This is a genomic window from Castellaniella sp., from assembly GCF_041677825.1.
Taxonomy (GTDB): Bacteria; Pseudomonadota; Gammaproteobacteria; order Burkholderiales; family Burkholderiaceae_B; genus Castellaniella.
Genome location: NZ_JBAYPG010000010.1, coordinates 42,547 through 66,808, shown reverse-complemented (window position 1 = coordinate 66,808; position 24,262 = coordinate 42,547). Strand labels below are relative to the sequence as shown.

19 protein-coding genes are annotated in these 24,262 nt (G+C 64.2%); 10 read left to right on the top strand and 9 right to left on the bottom strand.

The window, feature by feature from the left end; translation table 11 throughout:
• Nucleotides 1-170 precede the first annotated feature (170 nt).
• The 6 genes from WCY17_RS06170 to WCY17_RS06145 all read left to right on the top strand — a co-directional run bounded on the left by WCY17_RS06170 (nt 171) and on the right by WCY17_RS06145 (nt 7,110).
• The gene (locus tag WCY17_RS06170) at nt 171-1,238 is read left to right on the top strand and encodes a tartrate dehydrogenase (RefSeq protein ID WP_372701317.1); all 1,068 of its coding nucleotides are present in this window, start codon (nt 171-173) and stop codon (nt 1,236-1,238) included.
• Nucleotides 1,239-1,322: 84 nt separating this feature from the next.
• Nucleotides 1,323-2,363, top strand: a complete 1,041-nt coding sequence (locus WCY17_RS06165; RefSeq protein WP_372701300.1) for a TRAP transporter substrate-binding protein — start codon at nt 1,323-1,325, stop codon at nt 2,361-2,363.
• Between the two features lie 73 nt (nt 2,364-2,436).
• Nucleotides 2,437-3,012, top strand: a complete 576-nt coding sequence (locus WCY17_RS06160) for a TRAP transporter small permease (RefSeq protein WP_372701299.1) — start codon at nt 2,437-2,439, stop codon at nt 3,010-3,012.
• 23 nt (nt 3,013-3,035) lie between these two features.
• Nucleotides 3,036-4,316, top strand: a complete 1,281-nt coding sequence (locus WCY17_RS06155) for a TRAP transporter large permease (RefSeq protein ID WP_372701298.1) — start codon at nt 3,036-3,038, stop codon at nt 4,314-4,316.
• 47 nt (nt 4,317-4,363) lie between these two features.
• Nucleotides 4,364-5,626, top strand: a complete 1,263-nt coding sequence (locus WCY17_RS06150; protein WP_372701297.1) for an aspartate aminotransferase family protein — start codon at nt 4,364-4,366, stop codon at nt 5,624-5,626.
• 17 nt (nt 5,627-5,643) lie between these two features.
• Complete coding sequence (locus WCY17_RS06145) at nt 5,644-7,110, top strand: NAD-dependent succinate-semialdehyde dehydrogenase (protein WP_372701296.1); 1,467 nt, start codon at nt 5,644-5,646, stop codon at nt 7,108-7,110.
• Nucleotides 7,111-7,129: 19 nt separating this feature from the next.
• Here the strand turns inward: WCY17_RS06145 and WCY17_RS06140 are convergent, their stop codons facing one another.
• From WCY17_RS06140 to WCY17_RS06100, 9 genes are all read right to left on the bottom strand, one after another.
• Complete coding sequence (locus tag WCY17_RS06140; protein WP_372701295.1) at nt 7,130-7,486, bottom strand: EF-hand domain-containing protein; 357 nt, start codon at nt 7,484-7,486, stop codon at nt 7,130-7,132.
• 18 nt (nt 7,487-7,504) lie between these two features.
• Complete coding sequence (locus WCY17_RS06135) at nt 7,505-7,753, bottom strand: hypothetical protein (RefSeq protein ID WP_372701294.1); 249 nt, start codon at nt 7,751-7,753, stop codon at nt 7,505-7,507.
• An 82-nt stretch (nt 7,754-7,835) separates the two neighbouring features.
• Nucleotides 7,836-9,122, bottom strand: a complete 1,287-nt coding sequence (locus tag WCY17_RS06130; protein WP_372701293.1) for a TRAP transporter large permease — start codon at nt 9,120-9,122, stop codon at nt 7,836-7,838.
• 10 nt (nt 9,123-9,132) lie between these two features.
• Nucleotides 9,133-9,600 (bottom strand): TRAP transporter small permease, encoded by a 468-nt coding sequence (locus WCY17_RS06125; protein WP_372701292.1) that lies wholly within the window; start codon nt 9,598-9,600, stop codon nt 9,133-9,135.
• 24 nt (nt 9,601-9,624) lie between these two features.
• On the bottom strand, nt 9,625-10,614 hold the full coding sequence (locus WCY17_RS06120; RefSeq protein WP_372701291.1) for a TRAP transporter substrate-binding protein: 990 nt from the start codon (nt 10,612-10,614) through the stop codon (nt 9,625-9,627).
• A gap of 51 nt (nt 10,615-10,665) precedes the next feature.
• Complete coding sequence (locus tag WCY17_RS06115) at nt 10,666-11,751, bottom strand: glycerol dehydrogenase (protein ID WP_372701290.1); 1,086 nt, start codon at nt 11,749-11,751, stop codon at nt 10,666-10,668.
• A gap of 3 nt (nt 11,752-11,754) precedes the next feature.
• On the bottom strand, nt 11,755-13,272 hold the full coding sequence (xylB, locus tag WCY17_RS06110) for a xylulokinase (protein WP_372701289.1): 1,518 nt from the start codon (nt 13,270-13,272) through the stop codon (nt 11,755-11,757).
• Between the two features lie 31 nt (nt 13,273-13,303).
• On the bottom strand, nt 13,304-14,071 hold the full coding sequence (locus tag WCY17_RS06105) for an SDR family NAD(P)-dependent oxidoreductase (protein WP_372701288.1): 768 nt from the start codon (nt 14,069-14,071) through the stop codon (nt 13,304-13,306).
• A 48-nt stretch (nt 14,072-14,119) separates the two neighbouring features.
• Nucleotides 14,120-15,574: an FAD-binding oxidoreductase gene (locus tag WCY17_RS06100; RefSeq protein WP_372701287.1), complete on the bottom strand. Its 1,455-nt coding sequence runs from the start codon at nt 15,572-15,574 to the stop codon at nt 14,120-14,122.
• 152 nt (nt 15,575-15,726) lie between these two features.
• On the opposite strand from WCY17_RS06100, the gene WCY17_RS06095 reads away from it, so the two are divergent.
• From WCY17_RS06095 to WCY17_RS06080, 4 genes are all read left to right on the top strand, one after another.
• The gene (locus WCY17_RS06095; RefSeq protein WP_372701286.1) at nt 15,727-16,605 is read left to right on the top strand and encodes a LysR family transcriptional regulator; all 879 of its coding nucleotides are present in this window, start codon (nt 15,727-15,729) and stop codon (nt 16,603-16,605) included.
• 92 nt (nt 16,606-16,697) lie between these two features.
• Nucleotides 16,698-18,044 (top strand): RNA polymerase factor sigma-54, encoded by a 1,347-nt coding sequence (gene rpoN / locus WCY17_RS06090; protein ID WP_372701285.1) that lies wholly within the window; start codon nt 16,698-16,700, stop codon nt 18,042-18,044.
• An 86-nt stretch (nt 18,045-18,130) separates the two neighbouring features.
• Nucleotides 18,131-19,537, top strand: a complete 1,407-nt coding sequence (gene glnA, locus WCY17_RS06085) for a type I glutamate--ammonia ligase (RefSeq protein ID WP_372701284.1) — start codon at nt 18,131-18,133, stop codon at nt 19,535-19,537.
• 10 nt (nt 19,538-19,547) lie between these two features.
• Nucleotides 19,548-24,257, top strand: coding sequence for a glutamate synthase-related protein (locus tag WCY17_RS06080; RefSeq protein WP_372701283.1), 4,710 nt, complete (start codon nt 19,548-19,550; stop codon nt 24,255-24,257).
• Nucleotides 24,258-24,262 lie beyond the last annotated feature (5 nt).

Genomic DNA, 24,262 nt, shown 5'->3' with positions numbered 1-24,262 from the left:
TTTACCTATTGGGAATTGTTTACGGCCAACCTTGATCTTAGACTGATCCGATAAACAGGCATACCGTGTCCCTGCAAATCGCGGCCCCGCAGATCCGGACTCGGTCAGGCCAGGGCTGCATGATGCAGATTCGGCACGGACCTCGTGCCATAGCGGCGGCAAGGAAACAAATCATGACAGAATACCGGATTGCAACCATACCGGGCGATGGCATCGGCAAGGAAGTCATGCCCGAGGGCCTGCGCGTACTGGATGCCGCCGCGCAGCGCTACGGGTTTGCCCTGCGCTACGATGCCTTCGACTGGAGCTGCGACTACTACGCCCGACACGGCGTCATGATGCCGGCCGATGGCCTGGCACAGATCCGCCACCACGATGCGGTGTACCTGGGTGCGGTGGGCTTTCCGGGGGTGCCTGATCATGTGTCCCTGGGTGGCCTGCTGCTCGAAATCCGGCGCGGCTTCCAGCAGTACGCCAACATCAGGCCCGTGCGCCTGATGGAAGGCCTGCAGTCGCCGCTCAGGCGCCCGAAGGTCGGCGACATCGACATGATCATCGTGCGCGAAAACACCGAGGGCGAATACTCCAGCGTGGGCGGCATCATAGGCAAGAATACCCTGGGCGAGACCGCGGTACAGGTGAGTTCCTTTTCCCGCCAGGGGGTCGACCGCATCCTGAAATACGCCTTCGAGCTGGCCATGCAGCGTGACCGCAGGCAGGTCACCTCGGCCACCAAATCGAACGGGCTGGCCATCACCATGCCCTACTGGGACGCCCGCTTTGCAGACATGGCGGCCCGCTACCCGGACATCCGCACGGATCAATATCACATCGATATCCTGGCCGCGCGCTTCGTGCTCAGCCCCGAGCGCTTCGATGTGGTGGTGGCCTCCAACCTTTTTGGCGACATTCTTTCGGATCTGGGCCCTGCCTGTACGGGCACCATTGCGATTGCGCCCTCGGCGAACATCAACCCCGAAAAAGACTATCCATCGATGTTCGAGCCGGTGCACGGATCGGCGCCCGATATCTACGGGCAGAACATCGCCAATCCCATCGGGCACATCTGGGCGGGCGCCATGCTGCTCGAACACCTTGGCCAGACCGAGGCGGCCCGGGCCATTGTGCGGGCCATCGAAGAGGTCCTGCGCAGCGGCCCCAGAACACCGGATCTGGGTGGTCGGGCCTCCACCACCGAGGTGGGTCAGGCCATCGCCCAGACGCTGCTGGCCCGATGATTCTTTTTCTTTCAGGAGATCTGCCCACGACAAGACCCGCCTGCATGACCTTTTGATGGCACTGTTCCTTATGGAGAGACAATCATGATGATTACCAAACGAAGCATCCCCGGCCTGGTTACCTCTGCCCTGCTCGTACTGTCCTGTACGGCACTGATTCCGTCCAGCGCCCTCGCGGCTGACGCGGTGAAGATCAAGTTCGGGCACGTCATCCCCACCGGAGACACCCAGGACGTCGCCTACCGCTACTTTGCCGACATTCTGAAAGACCGCTCCGATGGCCGTATCCAGGTCGAAACGTATCCGGACAGCCAGTTGGGCGGGGAGCGCGAGCTGGTCGAAGCCGTACAGGCCGGCACCATAGAAATGACGGCGCCTTCAGTGGGCGTGGTGGCCAATTTCGATCCCGTTTTCGAAGTCTTCGATTTTCCGTTCATCTTCAAGGACGCCGCCACGGCCTATCGCGTGGTCGACAGCGACATCGGCACCGAGTTGGCCCAGAAGCTCGAAAAGTCCGATCTCAAGCTGCTCGGCTGGGGTGAAAACGGCTTTCGCAACCTGGCGATGAAGAACGAGACCGTGCGTACGCCCGACCAGATGAAGGGCCAGAAGCTGCGCACGATGCAGGTGCCATTGCATATCGCCTACTGGAAGAGCGTCGGGGCGGCGCCCACACCCGTCTCCTTTCCGGAAGTATTCAGCGCCCTGCAGCAGGGGGTCGTGGTCGGCGTCGAGAACCCGTTCGAGCTGCTCTATTCGGCCAAACTCACCGAACCGGCCAAATACCTGACGGTCACCAACCACATCTATGACCCTGAACCCATCCTGATCAACAAGGGGTTCTTCGACAGTCTGTCGGCCGATGACCAGGCCCTGATCACCCAGGCCGCCGATGAAATGGTGCAGAAACTGCGCTCGCTCAAGGCCGAGGCCACCGAACAGGCCATCAAGAACATCGAAGCCCAGGGGGGCACGGTCACCGCGCTGACCGATGCCGAACACCAGTTGTGGGTCGAATCCGCAGTACCGTTCTACAAAGAGTATTCTTCCAAGGTGGATACGGCGATGCTCAAGCGCCTGCTCGAAGCCGCCGACAACCCGCGTTTTGTCGAGGTGATCGACTGACGCCCATGCCAGCGGGCCGGGGCCGGCAGCAGGCGGCCCCGGCCCGGGCCTGAAGCCCTTGCCCGGATCTGCCATGTTCAAACAGCTCTACCACCACCTCGACGAACATGTCGAAACCTACCTGGCAACCATCGCACTCGCAGTATTCACCACGCTGATCGTCTTCCAGGTCTTCATGCGCTACGTGCTCAACAGCCCCAGTTCCTGGGCCGAGGAAATCGCAGCCTATGCCCTGGCATGGTTCGTGTATTTCTCCGGCAGTTATGCCATCCGCTACCAGCGCCACGTGCGCTTCAATGTCCTGGTGGACACGATGGGCCGACACTGGCCGATCGTCCAGCGCCTGATCCGCGTGATCGTGTTTGTGGCCTGGCTGACCTTTCTGGTGATCATGGCCGTCTACGCCATCGAAATGGTCATGCAGCAGCATGCCCGCGGGCAGACGGCCCCTTCGTCGAGGATCCCGTTCTATCTCGTGTACCTGGGACTGCCCATCGGCTTGCTGCTGATGTCCTTCCGGGTGGTCCAGCACACCGTGGCCGCCGTCACCGACCTGATGCGCAACCCGAATGCGCCCATCCTCCACGAAAGCCAGGACCCCGGCATCCAGCGGGTCGATGATGCGCCGTCGAAGCACAGCACACAATAATCATTCAAAAGGATATCGACGCCATGGGGATCGGAATTCTTTTCATCAGCTTCCTTGGGCTGCTCCTGCTGGGCATGCCGGTCGCTTTTGCGCTGGGCATCTCATCGGTACTGACCATCTATTTCACCGACATCATCCCCATGGGCTATCTGGCCCAGACCCTGTTCGGCTCGGTGAACTCCTATCCGCTGCTGGCCGTGCCCCTGTTCGTCTTTTCGGGGGTCTTGATGGAATACGGCGGGCTGTCCCGCCGGCTGACCGATGTGGCGCGCGCATTCGTCGGGCACATTACCGGCGGCCTGGCGGCCGTGTCGCTCGTGGCCACGGCGATCTTCGCCATGCTCAGCGGCTCGGGCCCGGCCACCGTGGCGGCCATCGGCGGCATCATGATCCCGGCCATGGCCCGCGAAGGCTACAGCCTGCGCTACAGCGCGGGTCTGCTGGCCACCGGCGGTGGCGTGGGCATCATCATCCCACCCAGCATCCCGCTCATCATCTATGGGGTCACCACCAACACGTCCGTGGGCGACCTGTTCCTGGCGGGGATCGTACCCGGTTTCATGGTGGTGTTCCTGCTTTATCTGGTCAGCCGCCACTATGCCAGGAAGCACAACTACGGCAGCAATGTGCAGCGCACCCCATGGCCGCAGCGGCTGTCCCGGATGTGGCATGCCAAGTGGACCCTGTTCATGCCGGTGGTGATTCTGGGCGGCATTTACGGCGGCATCTTCACACCCACCGAGGCGGCCGGCATCGCCGTGGCCTACAGCATCGTGCTGACCATCGCCTATGGTGAATTCAAGCTTTCGCAGGCTCCGCAGATGCTGAAGACGACCTTCCTCATCTCGGGCATGATCCTGGTGATCATCGCCACCGCCTCGGTCTATTCACGCATTCTCACCATCCAGCGCGTGCCCAGCCTGATCGTCGGCTTTCTGATCGATACCCTGGCCCTGGCGCCGTGGAGCATCATTCTGGCCTTCGTGATCCTGTTGCTGATTTTCGGGATGTTCATGGAGACCATCGCCGGCATCATCCTGCTGGCCCCCATTCTGGTGCCCATCGTCAAGCAGATCGGCATGGATCCGCTGCACTTCGGGATCGTCATGATCATGGGCTCCCTGATCGGCTTTGCCACGCCGCCCGTGGGCGACAACCTGAATGTCGCCAGCGCCATCAGCGGCCTGTCCATCGAACAGGTCAGCCTGGCCGCCATCCCCTACGTCATCGTTCTCATTCTGTTCATGCTGGTCGTCGCCTATGTCCCTGAAATATCCCTTTTTCTACCCCATCTGCTCAAGTAGGGCCGATGGCTGCCTCATACACTCACCTGTCCAAGACCGGAGTCCTCATGACTGCTGAAAAATCCAACCACCTGTCCCCCCTGCTGCACCAGGCCAGCCACGTGCTCGCCGAGCGCGGCGAGGGCATCTACCTGTATACCCGCGAAGGCAAGCGCTACATCGACTGTACGGCCGGCATCGGCGTGACCAGTACGGGCCACTGCCACCCCAGGGTCGTGGAAGCCGTGCGCGAGCAGGTGGGCAAGCTGATCCACGGGCAATACACCACCATCATGCACCAGCCCATCCTCGACCTGTCCGACCGCCTGGCCGAGAAAATGCCGGGCGACATCGACTCGCTGTTCTATGCCAGCGCGGGCACCGAAGTGGCCGAGGGCGTGTTGCGGCTGTTGCGCCACGCCACGGGGCGACCCAACATCATCGTGTTCCATGGCGGCTTCCATGGCCGCACCATGGGTGCCGCCACGATGACCACGTCGGGCACGGCCTATACATCCGGGCTGCAGCCGCTGATGGGCGGGGTCATCGTGGCGCCCTTTCCAGCCACGCTGCGCTACGGCTGGAGCGAAGACGAAGTCACTGATTTCTGCCTGCGCGAGCTGGACTTCATCTTCGATACGATCAGCGCGCCACGGGACACTGCGGGCTTTCTGATCGAACCGATTCAGGGCGAAGGTGGCTTCATCCCCGCAAACCGGCGCTTCATGCAGGGTCTGCGCGAACGCGCCGACCGCCATGGCATGCTGCTGGCGGTCGACGAAGTGCAGACCGGCAATGGCCGCAGCGGCAAATACTGGGCACACAGCTACTTCGACGTGCAGCCCGACATTCTGATGACGGCCAAGGGGCTGGCCTCGGGCTTCCCGCTGTCCTGCTTTGGTGCCCCGCGCGCCCTCATGGCCAAGGGTCGGCCGGGCTCACAGGGTGGCACCTATGGCGGCAACGTGGTCGCCTGCGTGGCGGCCCTGGCCACCATGGATGTCATCGAGCAGGAAGGCCTGGTTGAAAACGCCGCCACGCAGGGCCAGCACCTGCGCCAAGGCCTGCTCGCGCTGCAGGGCAAGCACCCCGAGATCGCCGAAGTGCGCGGCCTGGGCCTGATGCTGGGCTGCGAGTTCCAGAAAGACGGCCAGCCAGATGGCGACCGGGCCGGCCGCGTGGCCGCAGCCTGCGAAGAGCGTGGCCTGCTGCTGCTGCGTTGCGGCCCCCAGCGGCAGGTGGTACGCTGGCTGCCGCCACTCATCATCACGCAGGCGCAGGTCGACGAAGCCCTTGCCATCTTTGGCGCCGCCCTGGAATCCTCTCATTGAACCCCCAGGAGTCTTTCATGATTCAATCCCCTCTTCTCGATCCGATTGCCGGATATATCGCCGGCCAGTGGGTCGATGCCGACTCGGCCGCGCGCGTCGATGTCACGAACCCGGCCACGGGCGAAGTCCTCGCCTCGGTGCCCGCCATGGGTGCCGAAGAAACCGGGCGCGCCATTGCAGCGGCACAAGCTGCACTGGCCACGATCCCCGATATCGAAACACGGCGCCAATGGCTGCAGCAGGCCAATGACGCCCTGCTCGCCAACAAGAAGGAAATCGGCCGCATCCTGTGCATGGAGCACGGGAAGCCCTGGCCAGAGGCCCAGGGCGAAGTCGAATACGCGGCCAGTTTCTTCGATTATTATGCCCGCACCATGGTGGACATTCTTGCGCCTGAGCACCTGCCCGGTGAATTCAAGGGCTGCACATGGAGCGTCCACAAGCGGCCCATCGGTGTGGTCGGGCTGATCACGCCCTGGAATTTCCCCATTGCGATGATTGCCAAGAAACTGGCGCCAGCGCTGGCCGCGGGTTGCCCGTCGGTGATCAAACCGGCCAAGGACACACCGCTCACGATGGTGGCCCTGTTTCGCATCCTGCACGATCACCTGCAATTGCCCGCCGGAATGGTCAACCTGGTCATGGGCAACGCCGGCAAGATCGGCGGTGCCCTCATGGGTTCACCCACCGTGCGCATGGTGTCGTTCACCGGCTCGACCGAAGTCGGGCAGTTGCTGCTCGAGCAATCGCGCGCCGATGTCAAGAAGCTGGGGCTGGAACTGGGCGGCAATGCCCCCTTCATCGTCTGCGACGACGCCGACATCGACGGCGCCATCGATGGCCTGATGGCCAACAAGTTCCGCGGTGCAGGTCAGACTTGCGTGTGCGCCAACCGGGTCTACGTCCATACCGCGGTCTACGATGAATTTGCCCAGAAGCTGTTCGAGCGCGTCAACGCCCTGAAAGTGGGCAATGGCATGGACGAAGGGGTGGATATCGGGCCCTTGATCAATGCGGCGGGCTTCGAGAAAGTACGCGAACATGTGGCCGACGCCCTGGCCAGGGGCGCCCACCTGAAGGCCGGCCCACGCCCCGACGAACTCGATGCGGCCCGCAGCCTGCTGTACCCCCCCAGCGTGCTGACCGAAGTCACCCACGACATGCGCTGCTGCCAGGAAGAAACATTCGGGCCGCTCGTGCCGCTGATCCGTTTCGATGACGATGCCAAGGTGATCGAGCAGGCCAATGACACCAGCTTCGGGTTGGCCGCCTACCTGTACACCCAGGACGAACAGCGCGCCGCATGGTTCATGGAGCGCCTGCACTTCGGGCATTGCGGCTACAACACCGGCATGGGGCCTGCCGCACACACACCATTTGGCGGCATGCTGACCTCGGGCCTGGGGCGTGAGGGCGGCCACGAAGGCCTGCTCGAATACGTTGAACTGCAGACCATACCCCAGGGCATCAGCCGCGCATCATGATGCGCGCCGGGTTCCGGGGTCAATCGCGTGACAGGAACCCGTCGCCATCCCGATCCTGGCGATCGAAGTCGGCCATGACGGCATCCATGAATTCGGTTTTCCCTATGGTGCCGCCCTGGTCGACATCGACGCGGCTGAACTGCTCGACCGTGAGCACGCCAGCCGCCTCGGCGGGCGTGATCTGGCCGTTGGCATCCTGATCCAGGTTGGCAAAGGCCTCTTCCATGAATTGCCGATACTCGGCCCGGCTGACCTGGCCATCCCGATCAGTGTCCAGGCGCTCGAAGTGCTCTGCCGTCCAGGGAGACGGACCCGGCTGGGCCAGTACGGGTACGCTGACCAGCAAGGCCGCCAGAAGAAACAGGTTTTTTTTCATGATGTGCGCTCCGGTGTGTCAGCGACAACCCATGCGGTTGCCCAGGTAGCCCCCGCCACCGATGCCGGCGGCCGTGGCCAATGTCTTGCCGCTGCCGCCGCCAATGGTGCTGCCTACCAGCCCACCGATGACGGCGCCCCCTACCGTGGCGGCAATGCAGTCGAATTCCGAGACATTGGCCTGGCCACCCCGCATCCCCCCGGGGGATTGGCACGCCACCAGAAAGGCGCTGGCCAGCACCGCCATGATAAACGCTGATCTACGCATGAAAGACCCCCCGCATGACAGGATTGAAAACTTGAGGCCTTGATCATAGCGTGAAATGCCCCGGTCGACAGCAAGCCCTTCGTCAGCCGAACATCATGTGTGGCAGATAGGTGATCAGCGGCGGGAACAGGATGGCCAGCAGGACGACCAGCACATACACGCCCACGAAGATGCCCATGTAGCCCAGGCAGCGCCCCGGGGTCACGCCCGCCAGGCCACAGGTGATGTTGAGCAGCACCCCCACGGGCGGGGTTGCACCGCCGATCTGCATGAGAATCGCGAGGATCACGCCAAAGAATATGGGGTCGAAGCCATAGCCCGTCGCCAGCGTATGCAGCAACGGGCCAAAGATGGTGGCAATCGCCAGCACCTCCATCACCATGCCCAGCAAGAGGACGAAACCAATGACGATCGCCAAGAACATGTACGGGCTGGTGGCAAAGGACTTGATCCACGCGCCGACCTCATCGGGCACGTTGTGCCACGCCAGCAGCCAGCCGAAAATCGCCGCAAAGCAAATGATGGCCATCACCATCACCGTCACGCCCGCCGACGAGATCAGGATCTGCGGCAGATCCCGGATGCGAAAGCCCCGGTAATAGAACCGGCCCACCAGAAACGCGTACACCACGGCGACAGCGCCCGCTTCGGTGGCGGTGAATACCCCGCCCGCGATACCGCCGATGATGATCACGGGCATCGCCAGAGCCGGCAGGGCCTGCCGTGTAGCGCATTTGATCACCCCCCAGCCGGCAAAGGGCTCGCGCACGATGGTGGGCTGTCGCTTCGGCGAGGTCAGCATGTGCACCACGACCATCAGGCACAGCGCAATCAGGTAGCCTGGAACGACAGCCCCCAGGAACAGGGCCCCGATGGACACATTGACAATCGAGCCATAGAGAATCAGCAGGATGCTGGGCGGCACGATGGGCGCGAGGCACCCGGCACTGGCCTGCAGCGAGGCCACGAACGTGGGCTTGTAGCCCTTGTCGATCATGGACGGCACGAGGACCGAGCCAATGGCCGTGGTATCGGCCACGGCCGAGCCCGAGACATTGGCAAAGATGAGGCTGGCCAGCACACCCGACTGGCCCAGGCCGCCGCGCACGTGGCCGATCAGCGCCTGGGCAAAGCCAATCAGGCGCCGCGTGAGCCCGCCATGATTCATGAGTTCGCCCGCCAGCACGAACAGCGGGATGGCCAGCAACGCAAAGCTGTCGGCCGCATTTGCAGCGCGCTGGGCAAAGATCAGCACGGGCACATCGGTGATCAGCAGCATGGTGAGAACGGACAGGCCGATCGAGAACGCAATCGGAATGCCGATGGTCAGAAAGGCGAACAGCAGCAGGAGCATGAAGATCGCTTCCATTTCGCCCTCCTCAGCTGGCGCTCTGGCCAGACAGCCTGCGCCGGATGCGCAGGACATATTCGATCAACATCAGTGCAGACCCCAGCGGGACCGCAGCATAGATCCAGGACTTGGAAATGCCCAGCGCGGGCGTGATCTGCGTCTGCGCCATCTGCATCAGCTGCAGGCCGCCGTACAACAGTGCGGCGAACAGCACCATACAGGCCAGATCGATCAGGTTCAGCAGCCAGACCCTGGCCCGGCCCCGATAGCGCACGAGAAGCAGTTCGACGCAGACGTGCTGGCCCCGCACCAGGGTACTGACCATGCCGACATATACCAGCCAGACGAGCGCATAGCGGGCCACCTCGTCGGCCCACGGCAATGAGTATTCAAGCACGTAACGGCTGACCACCCCAAGAAAGGTAGCCAGCACGATCACGAGAAAGCAGAGGATGACGATCACCTCGCTGAACAGGGGATGCCAGGATTTGTTCATCGGGTGACCCCACTCGAGCCTTGATTACTTGCCCAGTTCTTCGCGCACCTTGACCACGTAGTCGTAGATGCCCCTATCCTTGGCGTATTGATCGACCATGGGCTCGAACAGCGCATTGAGCTCGGCCTGGTCGAGCTCGACCACCTTGACGCCATGCTTTTCCTCGAGTTCCTTGCGTGCAGCCAGTTCGGCTTCGAGACCGGTCAGCGGACGGAACCAGATGCCTGCCTCGCGCGCCGCATCGATGAAGATCTGGCGATCCTTCTCGGGCAGCTTCTGGAAGAACTTTTCGCTGACTTCCCACACCGCCGACTGATACATATGGCGCGTCACGACCGCCCGGTTTTCGACCTCGTAGAACTTCATGGCCAGCATACCCGGATCTTCCTGTTCGTGGCCATCGACCACGCCCGTCTGCACGGCGGTATAGATTTCATTGAAACCCATGGGCGCCGCATTGAAGCCCATCGTGCCCAGCACCTGGAGGTACAGCGGCGAATTGGGCGAGCGCAGCTTGATCCCCTTGAGATCGGCCACGGACTTGACATCCTTGTCTTTCAGAAACACGTTGCGGTGTGCCTGGTCGACGAACCAGAGAATGCGCACGCCGGTGCTGTCCAGTACTTTTTGTGCGAGATCTTCGCCGATCGGGCCATTCATGACCTTGTGCACTTCGTCGAAATCGGACAGCAGGCCAGGCAGGCCGATGATTTCGGTTTCCTTGACGTAATTCGGCAGAATCGCCGAATAACCGAACATCATGTCGAGCAGGCCCGCCTGCATCTGTTCGAACATCTCGGATTCGCTGCCCAGCGTACTGTTGTAGTACACCTTGAAATTGTAGGCATTGTCGGTCTTTTCACGAACGATTTCCTCGAATTTCTTGATGTACGGATTCATGTAGAACTCTTCGGACTGTATGCTGCCGACCCGCACGGTCGTTTCAGCATGCAGGGCGGTCGCACCCACGGACAGGGCGAGCGCCGTAGTGCAGATCGAGAGCCATTTTTTCATGGTGTGTCTCCTTGGTGTGTCATACCATCATGGATTTTCTGTCCATCTGCATCATGCGTTTGACCGATGGACATCAAGGATTGCAGCTGCCAGCCGCTTTTGATCCAGTGGGTGCGTGAAAGCCCCTGTATAAGGGGCCCGTTCCCACGTGATCTGCGCGATCAGATCAGCTGCCTGTGCAGGATCACCCTGCAAACCGAGCCCGGTCAGGGTCCGGGGCAGACCCATGCGACCGTAGAACATCAGCAGGTCCGCCATGAAATCCGCAGACCGGCCTTCCAGCAACAACTGGACCAGCAGGCCAAAGGCCACCTGCTCACCATGCAGGGCCGCTGCCGGGCCTGGCACCGCGGACAGGCCCCGGGTCAATGAATGCGCGATGGACAGACCTGCACTTTCGAATGCCAGCCCGGACAGCAGGATGGTGGCTTCGACCGTACGCTCGAAGTCATCATTGACCCGCCGGTTGCGCACGGCCTCGAGCGCGCCATCGGCATGCGCCCGTACCGTGTCGTAGCACAAGTCGGCGATGGCTTGCGCCAGCAACGTCGCCTGTCCGTCGTGAAAATTCCTGCGTCGGCTGCCGATGCACTGCGCAGCCTCGAATTTCTTGGACAGTGCATCGCCCACCCCCGAGACAAAGAAGCGTTCGGGCGCCTGCACCAGCACCTGGGTATCCACCAGAACCAGATCCGGATTGGTGGGCATGAGATCGACCTTGTCCACCGCATGATCGGCGGTATACAGCACCACCAGGCGACTGGTGGGCGAGTCGTTGGACGCAATGCTCGGCACGATGAAAATGGGCAGGCCGGACTGGATCCGGACCCCCTTTGCGCTGTCGATGGTCTTGCCGCCCCCGACCGCCACGATGACATCGGCCTGGGCGCCCGCAGCCAGGCCCGCCAGCCGGTCGATCTCGGCGCCGGTACATTCGCCGCTGAACACGGTGACGATGGCCTGGTCGGCCAGATCCCCGAGGCCCTGCCGTATGCGCTCGAACAGCAGATCGCGCACGAACGAATCCATGATGACCAGTGGGCGGCGTGCGCCCAGGACCGCGGCCTGGGCGCCCAGCTGCGCGAGCGCATCAGGCCCCTGAATGTATCGATGTGGGGCAGCAAAGACCTTGAGCATGGATCACCTCGGACTGATGGCCGACAGACGGTGGTTGATATCGAACAGCGCCCGGGCCGCATCACGGTAGATCGCATGCATGTCCAGATAACGCTGGTGCTGCCGGGGGTCCGGTTCGTGATGAGCCACGAAAGCCACCGTGCGTTCAGCCGCCGTGGGCAGGTCTGGAAAGGCACCCGCCCCCACTGCCGCAACGAGGGCCGCCCCGAACGAGGCATCGGTGATGCGTGGCATGGCGATGGATATCCCGAGCACGTCGGCCACGATCTGGCGCCAGGTGGCACTGTGCGAGCCACCACCGATGATGCGGGCCTCGGTCATCGCCTTGCCCTGCGCTTCGAGCGCCTGCAGCACATCGTACAGGGAAAAGGCGACCCCCTCGTAGAGCGCGCGTACAAAATGGCGCCGCTCGTGCGCAAACGTGATGCCCAGAAAATCGCCGCGCAGCAGCGGATCCCAGTAGGGCGTGCGCTCACCCTGCAGATAGGGGTGAAACAACAGCCCGCCCGCGCCGGCCGGTACACTGGCCGCATCGCGGTCCATGGCCTGGAAGGCCTGTGCCCCCGTCATGCCGTTGCCGGAAAAGAACGTGTCGCGCAACCAACGGTGCGCCGAGGCGCACGAATTGGTCGCGCCGATGGCGTACCAGTGATCCGGCACACAGAACGGATAATGGATCACGGACGCCGTGGGCCCCGGCTCGGCATTGACCATGGTGATGGTGGCCGCAGTCGCCAGCTTGACCGCCCCGGTGCCCAGGGCCACCGCGCCCGCCCCATAGGTTTCGATGGATGTATCGGAACTGCCGCAGACCACGGGCGTGCCGACCGCCAGGCCGGTGGCCGCGGCGGCGGCCGTGGTCACCTGGCCCACCACGTCCGTCACCGCCACCAGGGGCGGCAACAGGGCTGGATCCAGCCCGATCATCGCGCAGAGGCGATCGGACCACTGCCGACGCTGCACATCGTACAGCAAGGTGCCCGCCGCTTCGGTGTGATCGGTTTCCCAGGTGTCCGTCAGCTGCGCCCGCAGCCAGTCCTTGGCCACATACAGGCGTTTCGTGCGCGCCAGTGCATCTGGCTCGTGACGCGCCAGCCAGAGCAACTGCGGCTGCGTCCAGGTGGGCGCCGGCACGTTGCGGGCAATGCCGAAGATCTCGGATCCGTGATTTTCCTTGAGTTCGGCTGCTTCAAGGCGGCTGCGCGTGTCGCTCCAGAGGATGGCCGGGCGGATGACCTGCCCGGCGGCATCGACGAGCACAGGCGTATGCGCACCCGCGCTCAGTGCGACGGCCCCGATCTGGTCGGCAGCCAGCGACCCCTGGGCCAGTGCCTGGCGGGCCGTGCCGCACAGCGCATGCCACCAGTCGTGCGGATCCTGCTCGCTCCAGCCGGCGTGGGGGCTGTGCGTGGTCAGTTCGGCACTGGCCGAGCCGACAACCTGCCCCTGCAGATCGATCACCGTCGTCGTCAGACTGCCCGCGCCAATGTCGATACCGATGAAATAGTGTTTATTGCCCATGCCATCCATGCCCGTCCGTCCCGATCCGGGATCAGCCCCAGTAGAAATCACGCCGGCCACCATCCATGCAGATCAGTTCACCATTGATGAAGCCGGCATGCCCGGAACACAGAAAGGCGACCAGCGCAGCCACTTCTTCGGGCTGGCACAGACGCCCCATCGGATTCTGGCTCTGCAGACGCCGCATCATGTCGGCCGAGAACTGGGCGATCAGTTCGGTCGCCACGTAGCCGGGGGCGATCGCATTCACGGTGATCCCCAGCGGACCCACCTCCTTGGCCATCGTCCGGGTCAGGCCGACGATGCCGGCCTTGGCCGCCGAGTAATGCGCCACCCCGGGCCGGCCGCCACCGGTGAAATTCATCGAAGAGGTATTGATGATGCGCCCGAAACCGTTCTCGCGCATGGGCGCCACCGCAGCCCGCGACCACAGGAAGGTACTGTCCAGATGGACATGCAGCATGCGTTGCCAGGCGTCGAACGGCATCTCCTGCACCAGGGCGGCCGGCTTGACCCCGATGCCGGCATTGTTGACCAGGATGTCCAGCCGGCCGTGTTCCGACAACACCCCGGCCACGGTGTCTTCGACCACGTCCGGGACCGTGGCATCACCCGGCCGAAAACCGACCTGTATGCCGTCGGCACGCAGGCCACCGACCGCCGCTTCGGCTGCCTGCTCATCGACATCGTTGAGGATGATGACGGCGCCTTCATGACCGAGCGCACGGGCATGCGCCAGACCGATGCCACGCGCACCGCCGGTAATCAGGGCCACACGCCCTGCCAAGCCCAGATTCATTGCGTCACCCCCATGCCATGCATCGGAAACCGCCGTCCACCCGGGCCATCAGCCCGCCAGCGGGCTGGACAGCCCCAGTTTGCCGGGACTCAGGATCCCCTGCGGGTCCAGCCCCGACTTCACCCCCTGCAGGAGGCTCATGCCCGCCGCCCCGAATTGAGCCTGCATGTGGGGCCCCAGACGCATCCCCACACCGTGATGATCGTTCATCACCCCACCGGCGGCCAGGGTGGCCTGCACCGCAGCAGCCACGATCCGATCATGCAGCGCCACGGCCTCCTGCAGATTGTCCGGCCCTCGAGGCACATTGACCCTGGCGTAGATCATTGCACCCCATTCATACCAGTGCGACAGGTGCGTCTTGACCGAAAGCCCCCACTTGGGGTCGATCGAACTGGCAATGGCGGCGGTCACCCCGTCGTACAGCCCCTGAATGCAGCGAAAATCGGACACCGCATCCATCGTCATCCAGATCTGCGGCAACGCTGGCGTATGCGGCGGATGGGACATCCCATAGCGATCATCCCACCACAAGGCGCCGATACGGTCATCGAGTTTCTGCCCGCCGTGATCCTGGCAGATCTGCTCGCAAATCTGCATCTCGGCATCGACCAATGCCGCGTGCTGGCCTTCCACCATCAGCACCATGGTTTCGCCCTGCAGGCCGGCGCGCACGATCTTCTCGAGGCTGAGCACCGAGGAATGCGCATCGTAGAGGCGGATCACCGCCGGGCGCAGCCCCGAAGTGACGATCTCCCGCCCGGCTGCAATACCCGCGGCCAGTGAAGGAAAGCGCACGGCACTGAAGCGCCGGGCTCCGGGCTGCTTCTGGATTTTGACACGCGCAGCAGTGACGATGCCCAGCACCCCCTCGCTGCCCACGAACAACTGGCTGAGTTCGGGCCCCACGCCATGCTTGGGCACGGCCGGCAGCTGCACCACCTGGCCATCGGCCAGCACGACTTCCAGGGACAGCACGTGATCCTGTATGTTGCCATAGCGGGTCGACAGCACCCCCGAACCGCGCGCCGCGATGGCGCCGCCCACCGAGGCCCATTCGGCCGACGCCGGGTCGTGCGTGAAGGTCAGGCCCTGCCTGGCCAGCTCGGTATCGAAGCGCTTGACGTTCATGCCGCACTCGACCGTGCAGGTCAGCGACGCTTCGTCCACGTCACGGATGCGATCCAGTCGGGTGAGATCCAGCAGCAAGCCGCCCAGGTTGGCATTGGCGGCCCCCTGGACACCCGAACCGCCACCCAGCGGGGTGACCGCCATCCCGGTGCGCGAGGCCAGGCGCATGATGTCCGAAACCTGCGCCACCGTGGCCGGTGCCACAGCAATTTCAGGCTGGTTCAGCGGCTGGCCATAATGCGCATGCACGATCGTCAACCAGCTCTTGTCGCCCGGGTAGCGCTGGCGGGCCTGTTCGCCACACCAGACATGGTCGGCCCCCACGATGCCGGCCAACTCGGCGGCCACCGCGTCGCGGGTGGCCAACGGCATTGCCTGACTACGACGATATGCATCATGCACTGGACTGCCCACGCGTTTCTCCTTCGATACAGTCTGATTCGTATGCTCTTCACCGATTGTAGGAAGACGATAAAATAAACAAAAGTTGAATATTCTGACCTTTTGATTCATGAATCATAAACATGCGCGAACTGAACCTCGATCGTCTCCGAACACTCGTCACCATTGCCGAGCAGGGTTCCTTTGTCGCGGCCGCACGGGCGCTGCACCTGGCACCGCCCACTGTCAGCCTGCACATCAACGAACTGGAAAAACAACTGGGGGTCGAACTGCTGCTGCGCAAGCGCAAGAAGGCCGAACCCACCGGCGTCGGGGCGGCACTGATTGCACGGGCACAGCGCTTGCTGAACCAGAGCGACGCCATGCTGCAGGACATCCAGCTGCATGCGCAGGGCAAGATCGGTCGTGTGCGGGTCAGCGCGGCGACCCCGGTGATCACCTATCTGCTGCCCATGGCGCTCAGGCGCCTGTCGGAAAAACACGCGGGCATCGAAGTCGAACTGGCCGTACTCAACTCACGCGAAGCGATGGACCGCCTGGCCAAGGGCCTGCTCGACATCGCCGCGGTGGCCTTGCCGCAAAGCCAGATGGCCGAAGTCCAGGTGCGTCCATGGCGAAAAGACCCCGTGGTGGCACTCGTGCCGGCACACTGGGACAGCCCGGAGAAGGCCACGGCCGCCTGGCTGGCGGCACGCCCGCTCATCCTCAATGACGACAGCACGCAACTGGCCAGAATCATCAACGAATGGTTCGCCGCCGGTGGCCTGCGCCCGCAGGCCAAGATTCGCGTCAACTACAACGACTCGGCCAAGAGCCTTGTAGGGGCGGGCTATGGGGCCACCCTGCTGTCCTACGAAACGCTGCAGCCGCAAATCGATGAACGCATCAGGATCCTGTTCCTCGACCCGCCCCTGTGGCGCCCGATGGGCATCGCCCATCGCACGGGCCCCCAGGAAATTGCGGTTCAGCATGTGCTGGACGAGCTGAATCGCATCCGCTGACAGGGGCGCGCAAGCCGCAATCCAGCCCGCTTGCACGCCAATCGGGCTGCGGTAAGATGAATCCGCAAGCATCCCGCAGCCGATGAATCACCATGCCCAATCTCGCCCAGCAGCCTGGCGTCAGAACCACGCAGCAGTTGACCATGACGCCCGAACTGCGGCAGTCGGTACGGCTGCTGCAGATGTCCGGCCCCGAATTGCTGCAGGAAGTCGAGCGGCAGCTCGAATCCAATCCGCTGCTCGAGCGGCAAGAGGCGGAGCCCTTGGTACCCGCCCAGCCCGCGGGTGATGCCGATGCGCGCAAAACTGCGCACGAACCCATCGTGCCCGACACGCTCTTTCAACATTTGCTGCAGCAATTGCGGCTGCTGGGCCTTGCAGATGCAGAATTCGCCATTGGCTGCGCCCTGATCGGCGCGTTGGACGAGCGCGGCTACCTGTGCGAGGCGCCCGAGGCACTGGCACCCGTCTGTCGCGACCTGCTCGGAGCGGCTGTGCCACCGGATTGGCCACAACCGCGCCAGGTGCTGGCCGTACTGCGCCAGATCCAGCAATTCGACCCTGCCGGGGTTGCTGCCCGCGATCTGGTCGAGTGTCTGCAGTTGCAGCTCGAAGCCCTGCCGGCCGCAACCCCGTGGCGCCTCCAGGCGCACGCCTGGCTGGCTAGCATGCGCTCGGGACAGGGCCTGCAGGCACTACCCACCCCGGCCCTGCCACCTGGCATGCAGGGCATCGGGATCCTGCTGCGCCAACTGGATCCCGCGCCGGGCGCGCGCTTTGCCGACGCATCGGCAGGGTCATCGTCAGCCGCTGATCTGCCCGACGTCATCGCCAGCCGGCACCATGGCGGGTGGCAGGTCACACCGAACCCCATACTGCAGCCCACGTTGCGCATCGATGCCGGCTATGCCGGCCTGATCCGCACGGTGGCCGATGCAGCAGCCCGCACCTACCTGAGCAGCCGGCTGCGCGAGGCACGCTGGCTGCTGCGCGGACTGCAGAACCGCCAGGCGACGCTGGCCCGGGTCGTCCATTCGATCCTGGCCCTGCAGGACGATTTTTTCAGGCATGGCGCGCAGGCCATGAAGCCGCTGGTACTGGCCGACGTGGCAGACGACACTGGCTTGCATGTGTCCACCGTGTCACGCGCCATTGCCGGGAAATTCCTGCTTGTCCCGGGCAGCGGCCTGCACGCCCTGCAGTATTTCTTCTCCAGCGGGGTTCCGGGTCGCCATGGTGAGCGATGCTCCAGCACCGCCATCCAGGCGCGGATCCGGCGCCTGGTGGCGTCCGAGTCGGCGTGCGCTCCATTGAGCGACAGCCGCCTGGCCCAGCTGCTGAACGCCGACGGCATCCAGGTGGCGCGACGGACCCTGGCCAAGTATCGCGAGGACGCCGGCATTCCATCATCCCGGGCACGCAAGGCGCGCCCGGGCTGACCGCACAGCTCTGGTTTGGCATGTTTTTTGCTTAATGATGGATGTGCGCCGGACCATGGTGGTTCGGCCCTGCAGAGGCACATCCCATGTCCGATTCAAGAACGCTCGACCTGATCCAGCAACACGACGCCCAGTGGGTAGATCTCCGATTCACGGATACCCATGGCAAGGCGCATCACATCACCTATCCCGCGGCCACCTTCGATGCCACCGCGCTGCACGAGGGACGCATGTTCGACGGCTCGTCGATCCAGGGCTGGAAGTCCGTGCATGAGTCGGACATGCTTCTGATGCCTGACGACGCAACGGCTGTGGTGGACCCCTTTGCCGCCGCAGCAACGGTCATGGTGACCTGCACCGTGCAGGATCCGGCCACGCTGCAAGGCTATGAGCGGGATCCGCGTTCCATCGCGCTGCGCGCCGAGACGTTCCTCCAGGCGTGTGCGGTGGCCGATGCGGCACTCTTTGGCCCGGAACCCGAGTTCTTCGTGTTCGACGGCGTACGCTGGCAGACCGACATGCAAGCGGCCCTTTATGAAATCGTGTCGAGCGAAGGGGCCTGGATGAGCGCGGCGTCAGACAGCCCGAACCATGGCCACCGGCCACATGTCAAGGGTGGCTATTTTCCGGTGCCGCCCATGGACTCCCTGCGAGACCTGCGCGGCGCCATGTGCGATGCCATGGCGGCCATGGGGCTCGAGGTCGAGGTGCATCACCACGAAGTCGCCACCGCGGGCCAGTGCGAGATCGGCGTACGGGCCAATACCCTCACACGCAAGGCCGACGAGGTGCAGATCCTCAAGTATTGCGTACACAGCGCAGCGCACGCCTGCGGCAAGACCGCCACTTTCATGCCCAAGCCGCTTCTGGGCGACAATGGTTCAGGCATGCACGTCCACCAATCGCTCGTGAAGGACGGGGTCAATCTGTTTGCCGGCAACGCCTATGCCGGCCTGTCCGAAATGGCCCTGCACTACCTCGGTGGCATCATTCGGCACGCCCAGGCGCTGAACGCCTTCACCAACCCCACCACCAACTCCTACAAGCGCCTGGTGCCCGGATTCGAGGCGCCGGTCATGCTGGCGTACTCGGCCCGCAACCGCTCGGCGTCCATCCGCATCCCGCTCGTGGGCAGCCCATCGGCGCGACGCATCGAGGCACGTTTTCCCGACCCCGCCTGCAATCCGTACCTGGGCTTTGCTGCGCTCCTGATGGCGGGCCTGGATGGCATCCTGAACAAGATCGATCCAGGCGATGCCATGGACAAGAACCTGTACGACCTGCCGATCGAAGAGGCGCAGGGGGTGCCGTGCGTCGCCACATCGCTGGCGCAGGCACTGGACCGTCTGGAGCAGGATCATGATTTCCTGACGCAAGGCGGCGTGTTCAGCGAAGACATGCTGGCGGCCTACGCAGCGCTCAAGCGCGAGCAGGTCCAGCGCGTGGCCATGGCGCCCTGCCCGGTCGAATTCGACCTGTACTACTCGGTCTGAAGGTGACGCGATGAACCAGTGTGCCAATCCGGATCCAGGTGCTGGCCTGTACGATCCATGCCACGAACATGACGGCTGCGGCGTGGGCTTCGTCGCCCACGTCAAGGGGAAAAAATCCCACGCACTCATCGAACAGGGGCTGCTGATTCTCGAGCACCTGGAGCACCGGGGCGCAGTGGGCGCCGATCCCCTGATGGGTGACGGCGCAGGCGTCCTGATTCAGATCCCGCATGCACTCTTTCGGGCCGCGATGGTGCGCCACGGGGTCACCCTGCCCGATCCCGGCGAGTACGGCGCCGGCATGCTCTTCCTGCCCAGGGATGCCACGGCGCGCCAGGCCTGCGAACAGGCGCTGGAACGCTGCGCGCTGGCACATGGCCTGCAGGTACTGGGGTGGCGCGACGTACCCACGGACCGCACCATGCCCATGTCGCCCATCGTGCGCGCCCATGAACCGGTGATCCGCCAGGTTTTCATCGGCTGCGGTCGCGCACACGTGCAAACCGATGCGCTGGAACGCAGGCTCTACGGCTTGCGCAAGAGATGGGACCATGCCATCCGTGCCCTGGAGCACGTACCGGCGGGCACGTATTGCATGGTTTCGCTATCGGCGCGCACCATCGTCTACAAGGGCCTGCTGCTGGCGGAGCAGGTGGGCCAATATTACCCGGACCTGCGCGATCCGCGCGCAGCTTCGGCGCTGGTGCTGGTCCATCAACGCTTTTCCACCAACACCTTTCCGGCCTGGGAACTGGCCCACCCCTACCGCATGATCGCCCACAATGGCGAGATCAACACGATACGCGGGAACATCAATGCGTTGAACGCCTGCCGCGGCACCGCCACCGCAGCGCTGCCGGGTGGCGACCTGGATGCACTCTGGCCGATCATCCATGCGGGGCAATCGGACACGGCCAGCTTCGACAACTGTCTGGAGTTGCTGGTCATGGCGGGTTATCCCCTGGCGCAGGCAATCATGATGATGATCCCCGAGGCCTGGGAGCATGATGTCCACATGGCGGCCACGCGCCGTGATTTCTACGCCTATCACGCGGCACTGATGGCCCCCTGGGACGGGCCTGCAGCCCTGGTGTTCACGGACGGCCGCCAGGTCGGGGCGACGCTCGATCGCAACGGCCTGCGCCCGGCGCGCTACGTCGTGACCGGCGACGATCGCGTGATTCTGGCCTCCGAGGCCGGCGTTCTGGCCATCCCCGAGAAAAATATCGTGCACAAATGGCGCCTGCAGCCTGGGCGAATGTTGCTGATCGACACGGAAGCCGGGCGCATCATCGGCGATGACGAGATCAAGGACCAAATGGCCAGTGCCCGACCCTACGCCCAGTGGCTGGCGCGCACCCGGATCCGCCTTCGGGACCTGCCATCGGACGATGGCGAACCGAGACCGGCGACCGACACAGGCAAGCCGCGGCCGGCCACTGACAAAGGCGCGTTCCTGCTGCGGCGCCAGCAGGCATTCGGCTACACACGCGAGGACCTCAAGTTTCAGTTGCTGCCCATGGCGCAGTCCGGTGCCGAGGCCTTGGGATCCATGGGCGATGACCGGCCGCTTGCGGTGCTGTCGAACCAGCACCGGTCGCTCTACGATTACTTTCGCCAGCAGTTCGCCCAGGTGACCAACCCGGCAATCGACCCCATCCGCGAGCGCCTCGTCATGAGCCTGGCCACGCTCATCGGCCCGCGCCCCGGCCTGCTCGAGCGCAATCCAGCCCATCTGCCGGCGCTTCTGGAAGCCCCACAGCCGGTGCTGGATGAGGCGGACATGGCCGCGCTGCGCTGCCTGGGCCGGGCGGTCCCGGACCGTTTGCGCAGCCACGTGCTGGATATCACCTGCGAGGCACAACAGGATGCGTCAGGCATGGCGGCGCGCCTGGATACACTCTGCACCGACGCTGAAGAGGCCTTGCGCCAGGGCGGCAACATCCTCATCCTCAGCGACCGCAGCGCAAGCCGCGAGCGCGTGGCCATCCCGGCCCTGCTGGCCACCTCGGTCGTACACCAGCACCTCGTGCGCCAGGGGCTGCGCACCCGCACGGGCCTGGTCGTCGAGACCGGGTCGGCGCGCGAAGTGCATCACTTCGCCGTACTCGCCGGCTATGGCGCCGACGCCATCCATCCATACCTGGCACTGGAAACCGTACGCCACGAGCACGCCGCATCAGCCGGCTCGCCGGGCGGCCAGCAGGCCGTCGAGAACTACGTGCACGCCATCGGCAAGGGTCTGCTCAAGGTGATGTCCAAGATGGGCATTTCCACCTATCTTTCCTATATGGGCTCGCAACCTTTCGAAGCGGTGGGCCTGGCCGATGACCTGGTCGAGCGCTGCTTCGCGGGTACCGCCTCGACCATTCAGGGCATCGGCCTGAAAGAACTCCTGGAAGAGGCGCTGTGGCTGCACCGCTCAGCCTGGCGCGGCGATCCGGTGCTGGCCGATTCGCTGGCCGACGGCGGCGACCATGCCTGGCGCGAGCGCGGCGAGGCCCATATGTGGACCCCGGACACCATTGCCCATCTGCAGCACGCGGTCCGCGGCCGTGATGCCCGCACCTACGCCCAGTATGCCCGGCTCGTCAATGAGCAGAGTACCCGCCTGATGACGCTGCGCGGACTCTTTCGGCTGCGGCTGGGACCCAGCGGCGCAGTGCCGCTCGACGAGGTCGAACCGGCCGCCGAGATCGTCAAGCGCTTCGTCACCGGGGCGATGTCGCTGGGATCGATTTCCACGGAAGCGCACACCACGCTTGCGATCGCGATGAACCGCCTGGGCGGCAAATCGAATACCGGCGAAGGCGGCGAGGATCCGGCGCGCTATCGCGCCGAGATGGCCGGCGGGCACATCCAGGCCGGCGACACCCTGTCGGGCCTGCTGCCGCAGGCGGGCATCGTGCGCGATCAGGTGCTTCAGGAAGGCGATTCGCTGCGCAGCCGCATCAAGCAGGTGGCCTCGGGTCGCTTTGGAGTGACGGCGGCCTATCTGGTGTCGGCCGACCAGATCCAGATCAAGATCGCACAGGGTGCCAAACCTGGCGAGGGCGGGCAGCTGCCTGGCCACAAAGTCACACCCTATATCGCCGACCTGCGGTTCTCGGTGCCCGGCGTGGGATTGATTTCGCCGCCGCCGCACCACGACATCTATTCGATCGAGGATCTGGCGCAACTCATCCACGATCTGAAATGCGTCAATCCGGCCGCCTCGATCTCCGTCAAACTGGTGTCGGAGGTGGGTGTGGGCACCATTGCGGCCGGGGTGGCCAAGGCCAAGGCAGATCACGTGGTGATCTCGGGGCACGACGGTGGCACCGGCGCCTCGCCATGGTCATCCATCCTGCGCGCCGGCTCGCCCTGGGAACTGGGGCTGGCCGAAACGCAGCAGACCCTGGTGCGCAATGGTTTGCGCGGGCGCATCCGGATCCAGGCCGACGGCCAGATGAAAACCGGCCATGATGTCGTGATCGCCGCGCTGCTGGGGGCTGACGAAATGGGTTTCGCCACCGCCCCCCTGGTGGCGATGGGCTGCATCCAGATGCGCAAGGGCCAGACGAACACCTGTCCCACGGGCATTGCGACGCAGGATCCAGAACTGCGCCGGCGCTTCGTCGGCCTGCCCGAGCACGTCATGGCGTATTTTCTGTTCGTCGCCCAGGAAGTGCGCGAGATCATGGCGCAATGCGGTTTCCGTCGTTTCGATGACATGGTGGGACGGGCCGACCGACTGGACATGCGTGCGGGTATCGACCACTGGAAGGCACGGGGCCTGGATTGCACGCGCATCTTCCACCGCCCCCCGGTCGCCGGCGATGTGGCCATCCGCCACGTCGACAGGCAGGATCATGCCCTGGACAAGGCACTGGATCACGTGATCCTCGCCCAGGCCCGCCAGGCCATCGACACTGGACAGGCGGTCTGCCTGGCACTCGATGTGTGCAATGCCGATCGCAGCGTCGGCGCGCTGCTCTCGGGCGAGATCGCGCGCCAGCATGGCGAAGCCGGGCTGCCCGAAGACACCATCCGGATCCACCTGACCGGCACGGGAGGGCAGAGTTTCGGCGCATTCCTCGCAGCCGGCATCACCCTGGACCTGGAGGGCCAGGCCAATGACTACGTTGGCAAAGGCCTGTCGGGCGGCCGGATCATCGTGCGCCAGCCCGACGGATTTCGCGGTTGGGGCCCTGAGCAGATCATCGCGGGCAACACCCTGCTGTATGGCGCCACGCGTGGCGATGCCTGGTTCAATGGCGTGGCCGGCGAGCGCTTCGCCGTGCGCAACTCCGGGGCGGTGGCGGTGGTGGAGGGCGTGGGCGACCACGGCTGCGAATACATGACGGGCGGCACCATCGTGGTGCTGGGCGAGACCGGCCGCAATTTTGCCGCCGGCATGTCCGGCGGCGTGGCGTACGTCTTCGATCCGCACGGCAGGTTCCCGGCGCGCTGCAACCCCGACATGGTGGCCCTCGAACCCGTCTGTCGGCAAGTGGGCCGCGATGCACCCGAAACGGACGATGAGCGCACACTGAAGGCCCTCATCGAGGCGCATCGCCGCCACACGGGCAGCCGCCAGGCCGCGCGGATCCTGGCCGACTGGCAAGCCAGCCGGCCGCATTTCATCAAGGTCGTGCCACATGAATACCGGCGCGCACTGGCGCAGCTGCGCGGCACGGTGCCCGCAGCAGACGCTTGCCGCCCCATTCAGGTCGCCTGAAAGGA

Coding starts and splice junctions, on each gene's coding strand:
- WCY17_RS06080 (WP_372701283.1), top strand. CDS start 19,548: ATGAACCAGTGTGCCAATCCGGATCCAGGTGCTGGCCTGTACGATCCA.
- WCY17_RS06095 (WP_372701286.1), top strand. CDS start 15,727: ATGCGCGAACTGAACCTCGATCGTCTCCGAACACTCGTCACCATTGCC.
- WCY17_RS06105 (WP_372701288.1), bottom strand. CDS start 14,071: ATGAATCTGGGCTTGGCAGGGCGTGTGGCCCTGATTACCGGCGGTGCG.
- WCY17_RS06100 (WP_372701287.1), bottom strand. CDS start 15,574: ATGCCGTTGGCCACCCGCGACGCGGTGGCCGCCGAGTTGGCCGGCATC.
- WCY17_RS06130 (WP_372701293.1), bottom strand. CDS start 9,122: ATGGAAGCGATCTTCATGCTCCTGCTGCTGTTCGCCTTTCTGACCATC.
- WCY17_RS06160 (WP_372701299.1), top strand. CDS start 2,437: ATGTTCAAACAGCTCTACCACCACCTCGACGAACATGTCGAAACCTAC.
- rpoN (WP_372701285.1), top strand. CDS start 16,698: ATGCCCAATCTCGCCCAGCAGCCTGGCGTCAGAACCACGCAGCAGTTG.
- WCY17_RS06135 (WP_372701294.1), bottom strand. CDS start 7,753: ATGCGTAGATCAGCGTTTATCATGGCGGTGCTGGCCAGCGCCTTTCTG.
- WCY17_RS06150 (WP_372701297.1), top strand. CDS start 4,364: ATGACTGCTGAAAAATCCAACCACCTGTCCCCCCTGCTGCACCAGGCC.
- WCY17_RS06165 (WP_372701300.1), top strand. CDS start 1,323: ATGATGATTACCAAACGAAGCATCCCCGGCCTGGTTACCTCTGCCCTG.
- glnA (WP_372701284.1), top strand. CDS start 18,131: ATGTCCGATTCAAGAACGCTCGACCTGATCCAGCAACACGACGCCCAG.
- WCY17_RS06140 (WP_372701295.1), bottom strand. CDS start 7,486: ATGAAAAAAAACCTGTTTCTTCTGGCGGCCTTGCTGGTCAGCGTACCC.
- WCY17_RS06115 (WP_372701290.1), bottom strand. CDS start 11,751: ATGCTCAAGGTCTTTGCTGCCCCACATCGATACATTCAGGGGCCTGAT.
- WCY17_RS06155 (WP_372701298.1), top strand. CDS start 3,036: ATGGGGATCGGAATTCTTTTCATCAGCTTCCTTGGGCTGCTCCTGCTG.
- WCY17_RS06120 (WP_372701291.1), bottom strand. CDS start 10,614: ATGAAAAAATGGCTCTCGATCTGCACTACGGCGCTCGCCCTGTCCGTG.
- WCY17_RS06125 (WP_372701292.1), bottom strand. CDS start 9,600: ATGAACAAATCCTGGCATCCCCTGTTCAGCGAGGTGATCGTCATCCTC.
- WCY17_RS06145 (WP_372701296.1), top strand. CDS start 5,644: ATGATTCAATCCCCTCTTCTCGATCCGATTGCCGGATATATCGCCGGC.
- xylB (WP_372701289.1), bottom strand. CDS start 13,272: ATGGGCAATAAACACTATTTCATCGGTATCGACATTGGCGCGGGCAGT.